Raw genomic sequence first — 15,030 nt, forward strand, 5'->3', positions numbered from 1 at the left:
GGGGCTCATGTGGAACGTTGGAGAACCCCTCTTCTGTGACATCGAGCTCGGCGCGCGGATCGAGCGGGTGGAGGCCGGGCTGATCGCCACCGGCAGTGAAGCCGCCCTGGCCCGGCTCGGCACGGCCGAGGGCTGCGTGATCCCGCTCGCGGGCGGGGTCGCCTGCTGTACGGAGCCGGGCTCGCCCCTCAACAAGGTGGCGGGCCTCGGCTTCGCGGGCGTGCCGGACGCCGGCGAGCTCGACGAGGTCGAGCGGCGGTTCGCGGCCCGGGGTGTGCCGGTGCAGGTCGAGCTGGCGCACCTCGCTGACCCCGGCGTCGGCGAGATGCTCACCGGCCGCGGCTACCGCCTCGTGGGCTTCGAGAACGTCCTCGGCCGACCGCTGCGGGACCGGCCCGAGCAGGTTGAGACGCCCGGCGTCGTGGTGCGCGACAGCGGTGACGCCGAGTTCGACCGGTGGCTGGACACGGTGGTGGGCGGTTTCGCGCACCCCGACACGCAAGGCGTCGCCTCGCACGAGGAGTTCCCACGTGACGTGCTCGAGAGCGCGGTGACCGATCTGACCGCGGCCGCCGGGATGCGGCGCTACCTCGCCCTTGCCGACGGTCAGGTCGCGGGCGGCGCCAGCATGCGCATCGCGGACGGCGTCGCCCAGCTCACCGGCGCCGCGACCCTGCCCGCGTACCGCCGACGCGGCGTACAGACGGCGCTGCTCGCGGCCCGGCTCGCCGAGGCCACGGCGCAGGGATGCGACCTGGCGGTCGTCGTCACCCAGCCCGCGTCCAAGTCCCAGCAGAACGCCGAGCGGCGGGGTTTCACGCTGCTCTATACGCGGGCTGTCCTCGTCAAGGGGTGAGGGGACGGCGCCTTCCGACCGAATGGCGCCTTCCGATCCGACGGTGCCGTCCGCTACGCCCGGCCACCGGCGAGGGCCCGCGTGCCGGGCGCGCAGCACCCCTCCAGCGCGGCGAACTCCTGCGCGGGCAGCCGGCGGGAGGCGCCCCGGCGGCCGGCGTCCAGGCGCGCGCTGCCGGTGTCGAGCCACTGCGGGAGCGGTTCGACGCCGATGAAGTCGGCCAGTCGCGTCAGCTCCCTGCGGGGCTCGTCGAGGAGGTCCTCGTAGACGAGCGTGGTCCGCATGGCTGCGGGCACCTCGTTGAGGTGATCGACGCCCCGGGTGATGAGTTCGGACCACAGTGCCCCGAATCCCGTCACCGGCAGGTCGCGGTCCAGGACCAGTGCGGCGTCGAACCGCTCCGCGAGCAGTTGCGACAGGTCCGGCGGCAAGGAGCGGACCTGGTCCTCGGTGAGGTCCTCGACGCGCTCGGCACCGGTCCGCGCGAGGATCTCCCGCAGCAGGAAGATCAGCCGGTAGCCCGTGTGCCGACTCATCGACAAGGCGCAGTCGGGCCCGTCCCTGAACAGGTGCACGAAGCGTGCCTGAGGGAAGAGCCTGCGCAGCAGCGGCACCCGGTCCAGCGAGTAGCCGGACCGCTCGACGACCGCGGTGTGCACGAACCACCTGCAGAGCAGGGCGAACAGGGCTTCGTGGTGTGCCACGGCCGTGCGGTCAGGCCAGCGGCACACGTGCTCCTCGAGCTCGTCGAAGAGTTCGTCCGGGTCGTCGGTCAGGTGCGGAAGGACCATCAGGGACAGGGCGGGGATGCCGGTCGTCGCGGTGGCGAAGCGTCCGGGACGGCGGGTGTAGAGGAACTCCGGCATCGGCACCCCGCTGCGGATCATGCGCTCGAACGTCGGATTGGGGTCGGCGAGCAGGCGCCAGAACTCCCTTCCCCCGAGGAGGCCTTCCGGGAAGCCCCGGCTCTGCACCGACGCCAGGAACTCGTTGAGGCTGAGCACGTCCGGGTGCGCGTTGACGATGCCGGACAGGGCGGTCGACCCGCTGCGGCCCGTACCGACGACGAACGTCAGAGTGCGCATGCGCTCCATCTCCTTCGACGAGTTTCCGTCACGCGGCTCGCCCTGGTTCATGCCCGTGGGCGGCCGGGCGTATCACCGGACTTCGCGAGGATCGCGTAGAGGCACGAGGCGACGACGATGCCGACGGGCAGGGAGAGGTCCATGCCGCCCAGGGCCCCGGCGATCGGCCCGGTGTAGAGGGTGTCGACGCACAGGGCCGCCGCGGTGACGCCGCCCGTCAGGGCCAGTGCGCCCGCCGGGTTGATGCCCGCGGTGTACCAGAAGGGGCTGCCCGGGGTCTCGTCGGTGAGGGTGGGGCCGTCGTAGCGGTTGCGGCGCAGCAGGATGTCCGTGGCGTAGACGGCGGTGGCGGGGCCGAGCAGGGCGACGGTGAGCTGGAGGACGTTGCTGACGGTGTCGAGGAAGTCGGAGACGAGCAGCGCGTACAGGGTGAGGGAGACGGCGGCGGCCCCGTCGGCGATCACGCTGAGGGAGCGGCGGATGCGGACGCCGACGGCCTGGAGGGCGAGTCCCGCGCTGTAGGAGGTCAGGGCGTTGAGGGCGATCGTGCCGAGGACGAGGGCGAGCAGGAAGACGGGGTCGAACCAGCCCGGCAGGAGCTGTTGGAGCCCGGACTGCGGGTCCGTCATGTCGACCGCGGTCGCGGCGAACGCCCCGAGGGAGCAGACGGCCACGCTCGGCAGGAAGCCGCCCAGGGCGGTCCATCCCAGGACGGCCCTCGCGGGCGTCGTCCGGGGCAGGTAGCGGGAGAAGTCGGCGCTGGTGGTGTACGAGAGCGGGGCGGCGCCGATGAGGGTGACGCCGGAGATGAGGGCCGTCCACAGGCCGGTTCCGGTCAGCGGCTCGGCCGGTGCGTACGCGAAGTCGGTGTGCCGGAACACGCCGATCGCGACGACGGTGAAGACGGCGGTGAGGGCCAGGGTGATCGGAAGGTAGAGCTTCATGATCGTGGCGTGTCCGTAGACGCCGATGGTCAGGGTGAGTGCGGCGATCACCAGGACCACGACGACCTTGACGCCGGTGCTCGCGGTGATGCCGGTCTTCTCCACGAGGGAGAAGGCGGCCGTCGCGGCGGCGGCCAGGTTCAGGGCGAAGTAGGAGACGGAGATCATCCAGCCGACGACCGCGTTGTTGACCCGGTTGCCGCGGATTCCGTACATCGCCCGCGTGATGACCTCGCTCGGCGCGCCCGCGGCCGGGCCGGATATCGCGAGCACTCCGGTGAGCAGCCAGAACAGGTTGCCCACGACGATCACGCCGAGGGCCTGCCACAGGGTCAGGCCCATGAGGACCAGGGTGCCGCCGATCACGAGGCTCAGATAGTTCACGTTCGCCGCCGCCCAGACGGAGAAGAGGCGTCGTGGGTGGCCGTGGCGTTCCCGGTCGGGGATGGGGTCGATGCCGTGGGTCTCCACGCGGCCGGTCCCGCCCGACGGGGGCGGCTGCTGCGGTGCGGTGCGGGGGCCTTGCTGCGGGTCGGGAATCGTGGACGCCATACGGCCCCTCCGGATGCTGGTTGCCCACCTGCTTGTTTATTGGTCGCACACTCAATAGCATGGATTCCATGACGTCAACCCTCCCGAACAAGCGAATCCGCAAGTCTCCGGCGGCCAGACGTGCGGAAATCGTTGCCGCTGCGGCGGGCGTCGCACTTCGCGAAGGGTTGGAGTGCATCACCTTGCGGCGCATCGCCGAGGAGCTCGACGTCCGGCCGGGCCTGATCAGCCACTACTTCCCGGCCGTCGAGGACCTGGTGGCCGAGGCCTACGGCACCGCCGCCGGCCGCGAACTCGACGAACTCCTCCCGGCGGACCGGGCCGGGGCCGGCGCCACCGAGCACCTGGCGCGGTTCTTCGCCCGGGCGACCGGCGACGCGTACGACGACCTCAGCAGGCTCTGGCTCAACGCCCGCCACCTCAGCCGCTACCGCCCCACGCTGCGCGCCCGGGTCACCGTCCAGGAGGCCGCCTGGCGCGACCGGTTCGAAGGCCTCATCCGTGACGGCGTCGAGCGGGGCGAGTTCCACACCGACGACCCGGTCCTGACGGCCGTGCAGATCCTGGTCGTCCTCGACGGCCTCGGCATGCTCGTCAACAGCGGTGACACCGCCGACGATCCGCCCGAGATCCGCAGCCTGCCCATCATCACCGCAGAGCGCGAACTGGGTCTGCCTCCCGGCACGTTGAGCGCCGCCGCCGCCGACTGACGCCCCACGGCGAGCGCGCCACCGACACCACCCACCTCACCGAGCGCCGCTTCCCGCGGCTGACGCCTCGTATCCCACCGAGTGCCGCCACCCCGCCCGACGACCCCCCAAGGAGCCCCCGTGCGTACCTCGCTCATCCTGCTCTCGGCCCGTCTGCTCGACCCGGTCACCGGTGAGTTCCTGCCGCAGACGGCGCTCGCCGCGGCCGCCGGGCGCATCACCGCCCTCGGTGACGACGCGGAGGTCCGCGCGCTCGCGGACGCCTCGACCGAGGTGGTCGATCTCAAGGGCGCCGTGGTGACGCCCGGCCTGGTCGACGGGCACATCCACCCCGTCTCGGGCGCCGAACTCACCGACGGGCTCGACCTGTCGGGCTGCACCGACGTGGCACAGGTGCGCGAGGCGCTCGCCGGCGCGGTGCGGGACCTCGACCCGGGTGATTGGCTGCGCGGCTGGGGCCTCGACCCCAACGTGTTCGCGGGCGGCCCCGTCGAGACCGCGCCGTTCGACGCCGTACTCGACGGGGTGCCCGCCCTGTTGCTGCTCTTCGACGCCCACTCGACGCTGGCCAGCCGCCGGGCGCTCGAACTCGCCGGTGTCGACGGGCCACGGACCTTCGACCAGGCCACCGCCGAGGTGGTGTGCGACGCCGACGGCCGGCCCACCGGTCTGCTCCTGGAGGAGGCCGCCTGCGAGCTCGTGGAGCGCGTCGCCCCGCGGCTCACCCACGAGGAGCGCCGCGAGCGCGTCGCCGCCGCACTGCGCTCCATGGCCGCCGCGGGCCTCACCGGCGGCCACGCCATGGACGCGAACGGCGACAGCCTCGCCTTCTACGCCGAACTCGACGCCGCCGGGCAGCTGCCGCTGCGGCTGCGGGTCGCCCCTTGGTGTCAGCCCGGCACCGACGCCGACGGCGTGCGCGCGCTCGTCGAGCAGCAGGGCGTCGGCGGCAGGCTGTGGCGGACCGACGGCGTCAAGATCTTCATGGACGGCACCATCGACAACGGCACCGCCTGGCTGGAACACCCCGACTGCCACGGCGAGTCCCGGCACGCCTTCTGGCCGGACCCGGAGGAGTACACCCGGGTCATCGGCGCCCTCCACGCCGCCGGGGTGCCCACCGCCACGCACGCCATCGGCGACGCCGCCGTACGCCACGTCCTCGACGCCGTCGAGAAGGCCCAGGCCGACGACCGCCGGCCCGTACGGCACCGGGTCGAGCACATCGAGACCGTCCCCGACGACACGCTGCGCCGGTTCGCCGAGCTCGGCGTCGTCGCCTCCATGCAGCCGACCCACTGCTGCGACTTCACGCGGGCCGACCACACCGACAACTGGTCGCGCCGCCTCGGCGAGGAGCGTGCCGCACGCGCCTGGCGCTGCCGCGACCTGTACGACTCCGGCGCCGTCGTCGTCCTCGGCTCCGACTGGCCCATCGCGCCGTCCTCGCCGCTCGGCGTCATGGCGGGAGCCCGTCACCGCCGTCCCTCACGCGACCTCACCCAGGCCCCGCACGGCCCGGAGCAGGCGCTCACGGCGCTGGAGGCGCTCCAGGGCATGACCGTCAACGCCGCCTACGCGGCGGGCGAGGAGCACGAGGCCGGCCGCATCGCGATCGGCCACCGCGCCGACCTGACCGCCTTCGCCTCCGACCCGCTCACCACCGCCGCCACCGAACTGCCGGACCTGCCGGTGCTGCTCACCGCCGTCGACGGCGAACTGACCCACCGCGACGGGCGTCTGTGACCGGCCGCCGCGGCACGCGCGTGCGGGCGGCGGCTCACTGAGGAGGAGGGTGGCTGCCGACCACCGGGTCAACCCTTCGCGCTCCGGCGATTGTTGGCCGTGAGGCCGCTGTTCGTGCAGAGGTGCGGCGCTGTACCGTCTGGCACGACGTCAATTGACGTGGACACGTCCGTCGTTGATGAGGACTTGAGCGGCGGATGCCCGACCTTTCGGCCCCTGACGGAGCCGGGCCCCCCACAAGTGAAGGGACAGCAATGCTGCATCACATACGGTTCGGAGCAGTGTGCACCGCGGCAGTGGTCGCCCTGGTCACGGCACCGGCGGCGCACGCCGTGTCCGCGCCGGAGCCGGACACGGCGAAGAAGGCGTCGGCTGTGGTGACGCTCCGCTATGACGACAGCCGGGCCGCCGGCTGGGAGGCGGCGATCGCGGCCGGAGTCGCCTCGTGGAACACGAACGTCGAGAACGTCAAGCTGGTCGAGGCCCCGCCCGGCACCCGGGCGGAGATCCAGATCGTGGCCACCACCGGCTGGCCGCAGGCCACCCTCGGCCCGGTCCGCCCGGGCGGCCGCGGCGTCGTCCAACTCGGCAGCCAGGCGGTCACGCAAGGGCACGACAAGACCCGCATCGCCGCCCACGAGCTCGGCCACAACCTGGGCCTGCCGGACACCAAGCCCGGTCCGTGCTCCCAGCTGATGTCGGGCTCGAGCGCCGGTACCAGCTGCAAGAACGCGGTGCCCGACGCGGCTGAGCAGGCACGGGTCGAGGCCGCGTACGCCAATGGCGCCGCGTCGCGGATCCCGGCCGACGGCCGGATGCTGGTGGACGCGCGGTAACGACCGGCAGCTGTAAGGACGACCGGAGTGCAGAAGGTGCCCGGCCGTGCTCCGCGCGGTCGGGCACCTCGCCGCGATGCCTACAGCGGCAGGTCCGGATGGTGGCGCAGCGCGTCAAGAACGGCGCGCACCGCCGCGCTGGGCGGTGAGCCCCGGCGGATCGCCGCCGTGATCGTGCGGGTCACGGGAGTCGCGAGTTCGCTGGTGGCGACGCGGTAGCGGCGGTCGACCGCGAGGCTGGGCAGCAGGGCGATCGACAGGCCGGCCTCGACGTGCTGCAGCGTCATCATGTAGTTGCTGAACCGGCACACCACGCGCGGCTCGAACCGCGCCTGGCGGCAGAGCCGTCGCGCGAGGTTCGCCATGTACGACTGGGGCATGTCGAACGCCCATGGCTCGTCCGCGTAGGCCGCGAGGTCCACGGCGCCGCGCTCGGCCGCGGGGTGGCCGGGCGGGACCACGAGCACGATCGAGTCCGTGGTCAGCGGCACGAGGTCGAGGTCGGGCCCCAGGGGCAGTTCGTCGAAGTCCGTGGTCGTGATGATGATGTCCGCGTCGCCTCCCCGCAGGGCGGGCATGCTCTCGTGCGGTTCCAGCTGCAGCAGCTCGACGTCCAGGTGCGGGTGCTCGCGCGCGAGCCGGGTCACCGCGGGCACGGCCAGGGTGTGGATCGCGCTCTGGAACGCCCCGAGGCGCACCAGGCCCGCCGGTTCCTCCCCGAACCCGCGCAGCTCCGCCTCGACGTTGTCCATGTGGTCGAGGATCGCCCGCGCCCGCCGCGCGAGGATCAGACCGGCCGGGGTGAGCCGCACCCGGCGCCCCGTCCGTTCGAGGAGCCGGGTGCGCGTCTCGGTCTCGAGCACGGCGAGCTGCTGGGAGACGCTCGACGGGCTCAGGTTGGCGGCTTGGGCGACCGCCCGGATGGTGCCGAGCGTGTCCAGCTGGCTCAGCAGGCGCAGCCTCCAGGGATTCATCACGCCCTCATTCTTGTGCGGCTACACCGAACAGGAAAGCCGGAATTGTGAGATGGACGTGTCGCTCGGGCGCGACCTACCGTCGGGGACATGACTGCTTCGACCACCCCCCTGCCGTCGGCCGACGCCTTCTGGGCCGATGCCGACGCGCATCTCGTGCGCTACGGCGGCGAGTTCACCCACGAGATCATCGACCGTGCCACCGGGAGCTTCGTGTTCACCGCGGGCGGCCGGAAGATCCTCGACTTCACCTCCGGCCAGATGAGCGCGATCCTCGGCCACTCGCACCCGCGGATCGTCGCGACCGTCCAGGAGCAGGTCGCGACCCTCGACCACCTCTTCAGCGGCATGCTCAGCCGCCCGGTGGTCGACCTCGCCCGGCGGCTCGCCGACACCCTGCCCGCTCCGCTGGACAAGACACTGCTCCTGACGACCGGCGCCGAGTCGAACGAGGCCGCGATCCGGATGGCCAAGCTCGTCACCGGAAAGCACGAGATCGTCTCGTTCGCGCGGTCCTGGCACGGCATGACGCAGGCCGCCGCGTCCGCCACCTACAGCGCGGGCCGCAAGGGCTACGGCCCGGGTGCGCCAGGCAACTTCGCCATCCCCGTGCCGAACCCCTACCGCCCCGACTTCACCGCGGCCGACGGCTCCCTCGACTGGCGCCGCCAGCTGGACTTCGCCTTCGACCTGATCGACGCCCAGTCGACGGGCAGCCTGGCCGCGTGTCTCGTCGAGCCGATCCTCAGCTCCGGCGGCATCGTCGAGCCGCCGCCCGGGTACTTCGCGGCCCTGCGGGACAAGTGCCGGGAGCGCGGCATGCTGCTGATCCTCGACGAGGCCCAGACGGGCCTGTGCCGCACCGGGACCTGGTACGCCTTCGAACGCGACGGGGTCGTACCCGACATCCTCACGCTGTCCAAGACGCTCGGTGCGGGCCTCCCCCTCGCGGCCGTGGTGACCAGCGCCGCGATCGAGCAGGAGGCGCACGAGCGCGGGTTCCTGTTCTTCACCACGCACGTCGCCGATCCGCTGGTGGCCGCGGTCGGCAACACCGTTCTCGACGTCCTGATCGAGGACGGGCTCGACGAGCGCGCCCGGTCGCTCGGCGCGTTCCTCCGCCGGGGCCTGGAGGAGATCGCCGGGCGGCACGCGGCCGTCGGCGACATCCGCGGCCGCGGCCTGCTCGCCGGGCTCGAACTCGTCGCCGACCGCGAGACCAAGCGGGGCTCGGACGAGCTGGGCGCGCGAGTCACCCGGCGCTGCCTCGAACTGGGCCTGCACCTGAACATCGTCCAGCTCCCCGGGATGGGCGGCGTCCTGCGGATGGCGCCGCCGCTGACGTCCACCGAGGACGAGCTCTCGCTCGGCCTTGCGATGCTCGACGAGGCGATCGGCGACGCCGTCGGCCTCCGCTGAGCCTCCTGCCTCAGCTCAGCGCCAGACCACGGGAACGCCGTAGGCGCTCCACGTGTCGACGTACCCGAGGACCTGGCCGGGGCCGTTGATGACCAGACCGTAGCTGGACTGCACGTCAGGGGCGACCGGCAGCTTGCTGGGCCGGCCGTCGGCGTCCCAGGTCACGGCGTACTTCCCGGAGGAGCCGGTGGCCGTACCGGCGTCGTTGAGGGCATCCCTGAGGGACCTCACCTGAGTGGTCGTGGCGTCGGGCAGGGGCCGCAGGCGGACCATCTCGCCGCCCTCCCAGCGGGTGGCGGTGCCGTTGACATAGCCGAGGGCCGCGTCGGCGTTGTTGACGTCCATCACCGCGCTCTGGTGCTGCGCGCCGGGCAGCGGTGCGAAGGTGCGGCCGGGCAGGGCCAGGGCGGCCAGCCAGGTGTCGCCGGTGACGCTCGTGCCTGCGGCGGTGCCGCGGTCGTTGACGTCGCGGAGCTCGGAGAGGCGGGAGCCGGGGGCGTCGAGCCTGGTGATGTTCCCCGACCGGTCCCAGCGCACGGTGATCCGGTCGGTCGCGTCGTAGCCCATCCAGCCGTACGCGTTGCCCTGCCTGTCGACGAACCGCGCCTGGCTGTACCGCATGTTCGCTTCCACCGGGAGCAGTTCGGGCTGCCCCTCGCGGTTCCAGCGGACGGCGCGGCTGACCCGGTTGTCGCTGACCGTGCCGACCGCGACGCCGTCGTCGTTGAGGTCCTCCGCGGAGCCGTTGACGTATCCGGCGGGCTCCCGCAGCTGGCGTATCGCGGCCGTCGGCCCCCAGGTGACCGGGTGCCACGTGCTGTCGGCGGCCTCGGCCTCACCCGCGATGGAGCCGTCCGCGACGATCGTCCTGGGGTTGGCCTGCGTCCCGCCCTCCAGCAGGCCGAGCCGCGTCGGCGTGAGGTCGGGCTCCCACCGCACCGGGCGGGAGCCGTCCCTGTTGCGGCTGAAGCCGACGACCTGACCGGCGTCGTTCATCAGGCTGGCGCCGGCCCCCGTATCACCCGGCAGCGGAGGCAGCACCTGAGCCACAGAACCCGCCGCCCGCGGCGCCGCGGCCGCCGGCCCGGCCACCACGGCCGTCGGCACCACGACCGCGCCGATGGCCCCTGCCACCATCCACACCTTGTACGGCTTCACGAAATCCACCCCGTTCCCCCATGATTTCTCCAGCCGCGGTCATCCTGGCATCAACTACCGCTTCTGGAACAGGCGTTGCACAGCCAACGGCGTGATCATGGCCTGTTCCGGACGGAGACGGACACAGGGGCCGCAGTGCGGTGGGGTGCGGCGGCCGCGGGCTCCGGGTCGCCCTCGCTGAGGCCGAACCGCTCGTGGAGCCTGCGCAGGAGTCCCGGCGCGTACCAGGCGGAGCGGCCGAGCAGGCGCATCGCGGCGGGCAGCAGGATGCCGCGTACGGCGACGGCGTCGATGAGGATGGCGAGCCCGGTGCCCAGGCCGAACATCTTCATGAAGCTGACCTCGGCCGTGCCGAAGGCGAAGAAGCTCACCGCAAGCAGGCAGGCCGCGGCGCTGACGATGCGTCCGGTGTGCCCGAGCCCGTCGGCCACGGCCCCTTCAGTGCCCTCACCCAGGTCGTGGAGCTCCTTGATCCGGCTGGTGACGAACACCTCGTAGTCCATCGACAGGCCGAAGGCGATGCAGAACATCAGGACGGTCATCGAGGTGTCCATCGGCTGTGGTGTGACGCCGAGCAGGGAGGCGAGGTGGCCGTCCTGGAAGATCCACGTCATGACGCCGAGGGCCGCTCCCAGGCTGATCCCGTTCAGGAGGAGGGCACGCAGCGGCTGCACGACGCTGCCGGTGAACAGGAAGAGCAGGACGAAGGTGGTGACGGCGACCAGGGCCACGGCGACCGGGAGGCGGCTGCCGATGGAGTCCTTGGAGTCCACGAGCTCGGCGTCGGTGCCGCCGACCAAGGGGTGCGTCCCGGCGGGCGGTTCGGCCGCCCGCACCTGCTCGACCAGGCGCTCGGCCGCCGCCGACTTCGGCGTCAGTGAGCTCACCACGTTGATCCGCTGCGCGTCGGAGCGGCCGAGGGCGGCGCCCGCCGGTCCTGCCTCCTCGGACCGCCCCTCGACGTACGTCCCGGTGGAGGCCTCGACGCGGACGACGCCCGCGAGGCCGGACAGCCCGGTCGCGTACGAGGCCAGCGGGCCCCGGCCCACGGCCCCGTCGATGACGACGTGGACGGCTGCGTCGTCGTTGCCGTCGAAGTCCTCCCGCAGCACCGCCGAGACCTGGCGGCTCTCGGCGTCCTCGGGCAGCACCCGCTCGTCCGCCGTGCCGAAGCCGATCCCGAGGAGCGGGCTCGCGGCCACCAGCAGCACCGCGAGGACGGGCAGCGCGGTGAGCGCGGGCCGGCGCATGACGGTCCTGGCGAGGCGTCCCCACAGGGGTGCGCGGGCGGCGGAGCGCCCCGGCTCCGCCCACGGAAGGCGTCCGCTGTTGACCCGGTGTCCCAGGACCGCGAGCAGGGCCGGCATCACGAACAGGGTGGCGATGGCGGCGATGGCGACGACACCGACGCCCGCGTAGGCGAACGAGCGGAGGAAGTACTGCGGGAACACCAGGAGCGCCGCGAGCGCGACGGCCACCGTGGCGGCGGAGAACGCGACCGTGCGGCCCGCCGTCGCCACCGTGCGCCGGACGGCGTCGGGCACGGTCGCGCCCGCCGCGAGCTGCTCACGGAACCGGCTGATCATCAGCAGGGCGTAGTCGATGCCGAGGCCGAGGCCGAGGGCCGTGGTGAGGTTGGTCGCGAAGAGCGAGACGTCGGTGGCGCCGCCGAGCAGGGCGAGTTCGGCGAACGTGCCCGCGATCGCGACGGTGCCGATGACCAGCGGCAGCAGTGCCGCGACGACGCTGCCGAAGACGACCAGGAGGAGCACGAGCGTCAGCGGGACGGCGATCATCTCGGCGAGGAGGAGGTCCTTGGGCGTCTGTGTCGCCAGGTCGTTGCTGACGGCGGTGCCGCCTCCGGCCCTGATGTCGAGCCCGCCCTCGTACGCACCGGTGTAGTCGTCGAGGACGCCCTTGGCGTTCTTGCCCTGCTCGGTCTCGCCGCCCTTCACATGGGCGAGCACCATGGCTTCGCGGCCGTTCTCGGAGCGGAGGTCGGGGCTGCCCGCGTCCCAGTACGAGATCACGTTCTCAAGGTGTGGTTCCTTCTTGAGGTCGGCCACCAGGTCCCGTCCTGCCCGCTCGGTCCGGGGGGCGTCGACGCGGCCTTCGGGCGCGCGGACCAGCAGGACCAGGTTCGTCTCCCCGCCGAACTTCTCGTCGATGACCTTCCCGGCCTTCGTGGACTGCGCGTCCGGGTCGGCGAAGCCGCCGTCCACCAGCTTGCCGAACGCTCCGGCGCCCACGGCGCCCATGAGAACGACGGCCAGGGCGGCGACCACAAGTACCCACCGGGACCGGCGGATTGCCAGTTCGGCTATGCGTTCAAACACGCGCTGTCTCCTTCGGGTTCTCGCTCTGCAACGGGACGGCCGACGCTAGCGACGCTCAAGAAGATTTGGCAGTGTTAGATTTTCCTAACAGAGCACGGATTTTGATGCCGCGTCAGGGACGACTGCCGTACGGTCGCCGCATGCCCCCTGAGGAATCCGTAGCGGCCATGCCCTCCCTGCGGGAGCGGCGCCGGGCCGTCGCCGTGCAGGAGATCCTGGGCGCCGCCGAGCGCCACATCACCGAACACGGGCCCGCCGCCCTGTCCCTGCGAGCGGTCGCCCGGAGTCTCGGCATGACCGTGCAGGCGCTCTACCACTACTTCCCGAGCCGGGACGACCTCGTCACGGCGCTCATCACCAAGGCGTACGACGACCTGGCCGACGCCGTGCAGGCCGCTGTGGACGCCGTAGATGCCGTGGACGCCGCGCCGGACGGTCCGGCCGTGCCGCCCCTGGTCGTCGCGGCCGAGGGCTACCGTCGCTGGGCCGTCGCCCACCCCGAGCGGTTCCAGCTCCTCTACGGAGCGCCGTTGCGGCACTATCGAGCGCCCGTCGACGGCCCGACCACGCAGGCGCAGCGCCGGATGAGCGCGATCTTCCAGCGGGAGATGTTCGGCGCGTTCACCGCGGCGCAGCTGGCCGGCGTCGACACCCGGGCGCTCTCGCCGCAGTTCCGGGCGCATCTGCGGCAACTGCCGCCGGACGGCCTCGGCGACCTGCCGCCCGCCGCGGCCTCGCTCGTGCTGAACGCCTGGGGACACATGCACGGCCTCGTCGCCCTGGAGGTGTTCGGCCACACCGCGTTCCTCGGGTCCCACCAGGCGGAGATATTCCGTACGGCGATGCTGGACATGGCGGACGACATCCGCCGCCGGGTCCCGGACGCCGCGTCAGCACCTGCCCCGGCATGACGACGGCCCCTCACCGTGCCGGTGAGGGGCCGCCGTGGACCAGCCACTGCGGGCCTACGCCTGAGGCACCTGGTCCAACGGCCGCAGGAAGCGGCGTTCGTACCGGCGGATGCACTGGGTGCGCCGGGCCAGCTCGAAGGCCTCCTGGCACTCGGGGTCGCTCACGCTGTCCGTGCGGTACTGCTCGTACGCGGCGAGGCTCGGGAAGGAGAAGAGCGCGTACGCGATGTCGCTGTCCCCCTCGCTGGGCAGGAAGTAGCCGTAGTGCGTGCCGCCGAAGCGGTTCACGAGGACGACCCATCGGCGGCCGTACTCCTCGAAGTCCGCGATGCGGTCGGGGTCGATCTCGTACTTCAGATGAACGGTGATCATGCGACGCATGATGCCCGAACAGGCGCGGGCGGCACTACGGATTACGCAATCCGTAGTGCCGCCCCCGTCAGCCCGGGCACGAGCCGCCACGCGTCAGATCGCCGTCCACGGCCGGAGCTTGTCGGGGTTCCGTACGGCCCAGAGCTGCGTGATCCGGTCGCCCGCGAAGTCGAACGCCATCACCGAGGTGGTGACGCCGCCGTGCTGGATCACCAGGCCCGGCTGGCCGTTGACCGTGCGCTCCAGGATCACCTGGTCGGTCACGCGGTCGGTGACGGCGATCAAGTAGCGCGCGATCTGCTCGCCGCCCGCCATGGGCACGGGCGCGGCATTGACCAGGCCCCCGCCGTCGGCGACTCCCGTGGCGTCGGGGTCGAGGAGGCCGATGAGGGCGGCGATGTCCTTGGCCTCCCAGGCCTGCTTGAAGCCCCTGACGATGTCGGCGCGCCGGGCCGCCGGAGTCACGGGAGCCTGCGACGCGCGGATGCGGCGGCGGGCCGAAGAGGCCAGCTGACGGCACGCCGCCGGGGTCCGGCCGACGATCTCGGCGACTTCGGCGAAGGAGTAGCGGAAGACGTCGTGCAGGATGAACGCGACGCGCTCGGCCGGGGTCATCGCTTCGAGCACGACGAGGAACGCCATGTTGATCGACTCGTCGAGCGTGACCCGGTCGGCCGGGTCACCCGTCCTGCCGCCCGGCCGCTCGCCGATCCACTCCGTGTGATCGGGCACCGGCTCCGGGATCCACTCGCCCACGTACTGCTCGCGCCGGGCCCGTGCCGAGGCGAGCTGGTCGAGGCAGATGCGGCTGGCGACCGTCGTCAGCCAGCCGCCGGGCGACGCGATGGCCTCCTGCTGCGGTGCGGACATGGCGTACCAGCGGGCGTAGGCCTCCTGCACGACGTCCTCGGCGTCGGCGAGGGAGCCGAGGAGCCGGTACGCGAGGTTGATCAGCTGCCGCCGCTCGCTCATGATCGCGCTCAGCCCCGGATCGAGCCGGTCGTCCCCCGGCTCGGACTGGGTCGTCTCGGACTGGGTCCTCATCGTGTCGCCGCTCCCTTGGCCGCATCCGCTGTCACTCGTACGACGAGGCGGCCCCGCGGAATGTGAGGGCGTCGCGTCACCTCACAT

At 72.3% G+C, this 15,030-nt stretch carries 13 protein-coding genes; 6 read left to right on the plus strand and 7 right to left on the minus strand.

The window, feature by feature from the left end; genetic code table 11:
- Positions 1-7 precede the first annotated feature (7 nt).
- Positions 8-856, plus strand: a complete 849-nt coding sequence (locus ACFWZ5_RS12820; RefSeq protein ID WP_384785389.1) for a GNAT family N-acetyltransferase — start codon at positions 8-10, stop codon at positions 854-856.
- 53 nt (positions 857-909) lie between these two features.
- On the opposite strand, the gene ACFWZ5_RS12825 is transcribed toward ACFWZ5_RS12820, so the two are convergent.
- The gene (locus tag ACFWZ5_RS12825) at positions 910-1,941 is read right to left on the minus strand and encodes a sulfotransferase (RefSeq protein ID WP_384785392.1); all 1,032 of its coding nucleotides are present in this window, start codon (positions 1,939-1,941) and stop codon (positions 910-912) included.
- 47 nt (positions 1,942-1,988) lie between these two features.
- Positions 1,989-3,437: a purine-cytosine permease family protein gene (locus ACFWZ5_RS12830; RefSeq protein ID WP_384785395.1), complete on the minus strand. Its 1,449-nt coding sequence runs from the start codon at positions 3,435-3,437 to the stop codon at positions 1,989-1,991.
- A gap of 68 nt (positions 3,438-3,505) precedes the next feature.
- Here ACFWZ5_RS12830 and ACFWZ5_RS12835 point away from each other — a divergent pair, with 68 nt between their 5' ends.
- From ACFWZ5_RS12835 to ACFWZ5_RS12845, 3 genes are all read left to right on the plus strand, one after another.
- The gene (locus ACFWZ5_RS12835) at positions 3,506-4,147 is read left to right on the plus strand and encodes a TetR/AcrR family transcriptional regulator (protein ID WP_384785398.1); all 642 of its coding nucleotides are present in this window, start codon (positions 3,506-3,508) and stop codon (positions 4,145-4,147) included.
- A gap of 120 nt (positions 4,148-4,267) precedes the next feature.
- Positions 4,268-5,893, plus strand: coding sequence for an amidohydrolase (locus ACFWZ5_RS12840; protein ID WP_384785401.1), 1,626 nt, complete (start codon positions 4,268-4,270; stop codon positions 5,891-5,893).
- 254 nt (positions 5,894-6,147) lie between these two features.
- On the plus strand, positions 6,148-6,729 hold the full coding sequence (locus ACFWZ5_RS12845) for a snapalysin family zinc-dependent metalloprotease (protein ID WP_384785403.1): 582 nt from the start codon (positions 6,148-6,150) through the stop codon (positions 6,727-6,729).
- Positions 6,730-6,809: 80 nt separating this feature from the next.
- On the opposite strand, the gene ACFWZ5_RS12850 is transcribed toward ACFWZ5_RS12845, so the two are convergent.
- Positions 6,810-7,706 carry a LysR family transcriptional regulator gene (locus ACFWZ5_RS12850; RefSeq protein WP_384785407.1) on the minus strand — a complete coding sequence of 299 codons (897 nt, stop codon included), beginning with the start codon at positions 7,704-7,706 and terminating at the stop codon, positions 6,810-6,812.
- Between the two features lie 87 nt (positions 7,707-7,793).
- On the opposite strand from ACFWZ5_RS12850, the gene ACFWZ5_RS12855 reads away from it, so the two are divergent.
- The gene (locus ACFWZ5_RS12855; RefSeq protein WP_384785410.1) at positions 7,794-9,122 is read left to right on the plus strand and encodes an aspartate aminotransferase family protein; all 1,329 of its coding nucleotides are present in this window, start codon (positions 7,794-7,796) and stop codon (positions 9,120-9,122) included.
- A 15-nt stretch (positions 9,123-9,137) separates the two neighbouring features.
- On the opposite strand, the gene ACFWZ5_RS12860 is transcribed toward ACFWZ5_RS12855, so the two are convergent.
- Both ACFWZ5_RS12860 and ACFWZ5_RS12865 read right to left on the minus strand, forming a co-directional pair.
- Entirely contained in the window at positions 9,138-10,280 is a 1,143-nt protein-coding gene (locus tag ACFWZ5_RS12860; protein ID WP_384785413.1) for a hypothetical protein, read from the minus strand.
- A gap of 95 nt (positions 10,281-10,375) precedes the next feature.
- Entirely contained in the window at positions 10,376-12,616 is a 2,241-nt protein-coding gene (locus ACFWZ5_RS12865; protein WP_384785416.1) for an MMPL family transporter, read from the minus strand.
- 140 nt (positions 12,617-12,756) lie between these two features.
- Here ACFWZ5_RS12865 and ACFWZ5_RS12870 point away from each other — a divergent pair, with 140 nt between their 5' ends.
- Positions 12,757-13,527, plus strand: a complete 771-nt coding sequence (locus ACFWZ5_RS12870) for a TetR/AcrR family transcriptional regulator (protein ID WP_384785419.1) — start codon at positions 12,757-12,759, stop codon at positions 13,525-13,527.
- A 54-nt stretch (positions 13,528-13,581) separates the two neighbouring features.
- Here ACFWZ5_RS12870 and ACFWZ5_RS12875 read toward each other — a convergent pair whose 3' ends face one another.
- Both ACFWZ5_RS12875 and sigJ read right to left on the minus strand, forming a co-directional pair.
- Positions 13,582-13,899 carry an NIPSNAP family protein gene (locus ACFWZ5_RS12875; RefSeq protein ID WP_384785422.1) on the minus strand — a complete coding sequence of 106 codons (318 nt, stop codon included), beginning with the start codon at positions 13,897-13,899 and terminating at the stop codon, positions 13,582-13,584.
- A 93-nt stretch (positions 13,900-13,992) separates the two neighbouring features.
- Positions 13,993-14,943: an RNA polymerase sigma factor SigJ gene (gene sigJ, locus ACFWZ5_RS12880; RefSeq protein WP_384785425.1), complete on the minus strand. Its 951-nt coding sequence runs from the start codon at positions 14,941-14,943 to the stop codon at positions 13,993-13,995.
- Positions 14,944-15,030: the final 87 nt, after the last annotated feature.

This window comes from Streptomyces sp. NPDC059003 (assembly GCF_042740445.1).
In the GTDB taxonomy this organism is placed as follows: Bacteria; Actinomycetota; Actinomycetes; order Streptomycetales; family Streptomycetaceae; genus Streptomyces.

Excerpts from the sequence above, each read along its gene's own strand:
- ACFWZ5_RS12820 (WP_384785389.1), top strand. The coding sequence starts at position 8 with ATGTGGAACGTTGGAGAACCCCTCTTCTGTGACATCGAGCTCGGCGCG.
- ACFWZ5_RS12825 (WP_384785392.1), bottom strand. The coding sequence starts at position 1,941 with ATGCGCACTCTGACGTTCGTCGTCGGTACGGGCCGCAGCGGGTCGACC.
- ACFWZ5_RS12845 (WP_384785403.1), top strand. The coding sequence starts at position 6,148 with ATGCTGCATCACATACGGTTCGGAGCAGTGTGCACCGCGGCAGTGGTC.
- sigJ (WP_384785425.1), bottom strand. The coding sequence starts at position 14,943 with ATGAGGACCCAGTCCGAGACGACCCAGTCCGAGCCGGGGGACGACCGG.
- ACFWZ5_RS12835 (WP_384785398.1), top strand. The coding sequence starts at position 3,506 with ATGACGTCAACCCTCCCGAACAAGCGAATCCGCAAGTCTCCGGCGGCC.
- ACFWZ5_RS12870 (WP_384785419.1), top strand. The coding sequence starts at position 12,757 with ATGCCCCCTGAGGAATCCGTAGCGGCCATGCCCTCCCTGCGGGAGCGG.
- ACFWZ5_RS12855 (WP_384785410.1), top strand. The coding sequence starts at position 7,794 with ATGACTGCTTCGACCACCCCCCTGCCGTCGGCCGACGCCTTCTGGGCC.
- ACFWZ5_RS12875 (WP_384785422.1), bottom strand. The coding sequence starts at position 13,899 with ATGATCACCGTTCATCTGAAGTACGAGATCGACCCCGACCGCATCGCG.
- ACFWZ5_RS12830 (WP_384785395.1), bottom strand. The coding sequence starts at position 3,437 with ATGGCGTCCACGATTCCCGACCCGCAGCAAGGCCCCCGCACCGCACCG.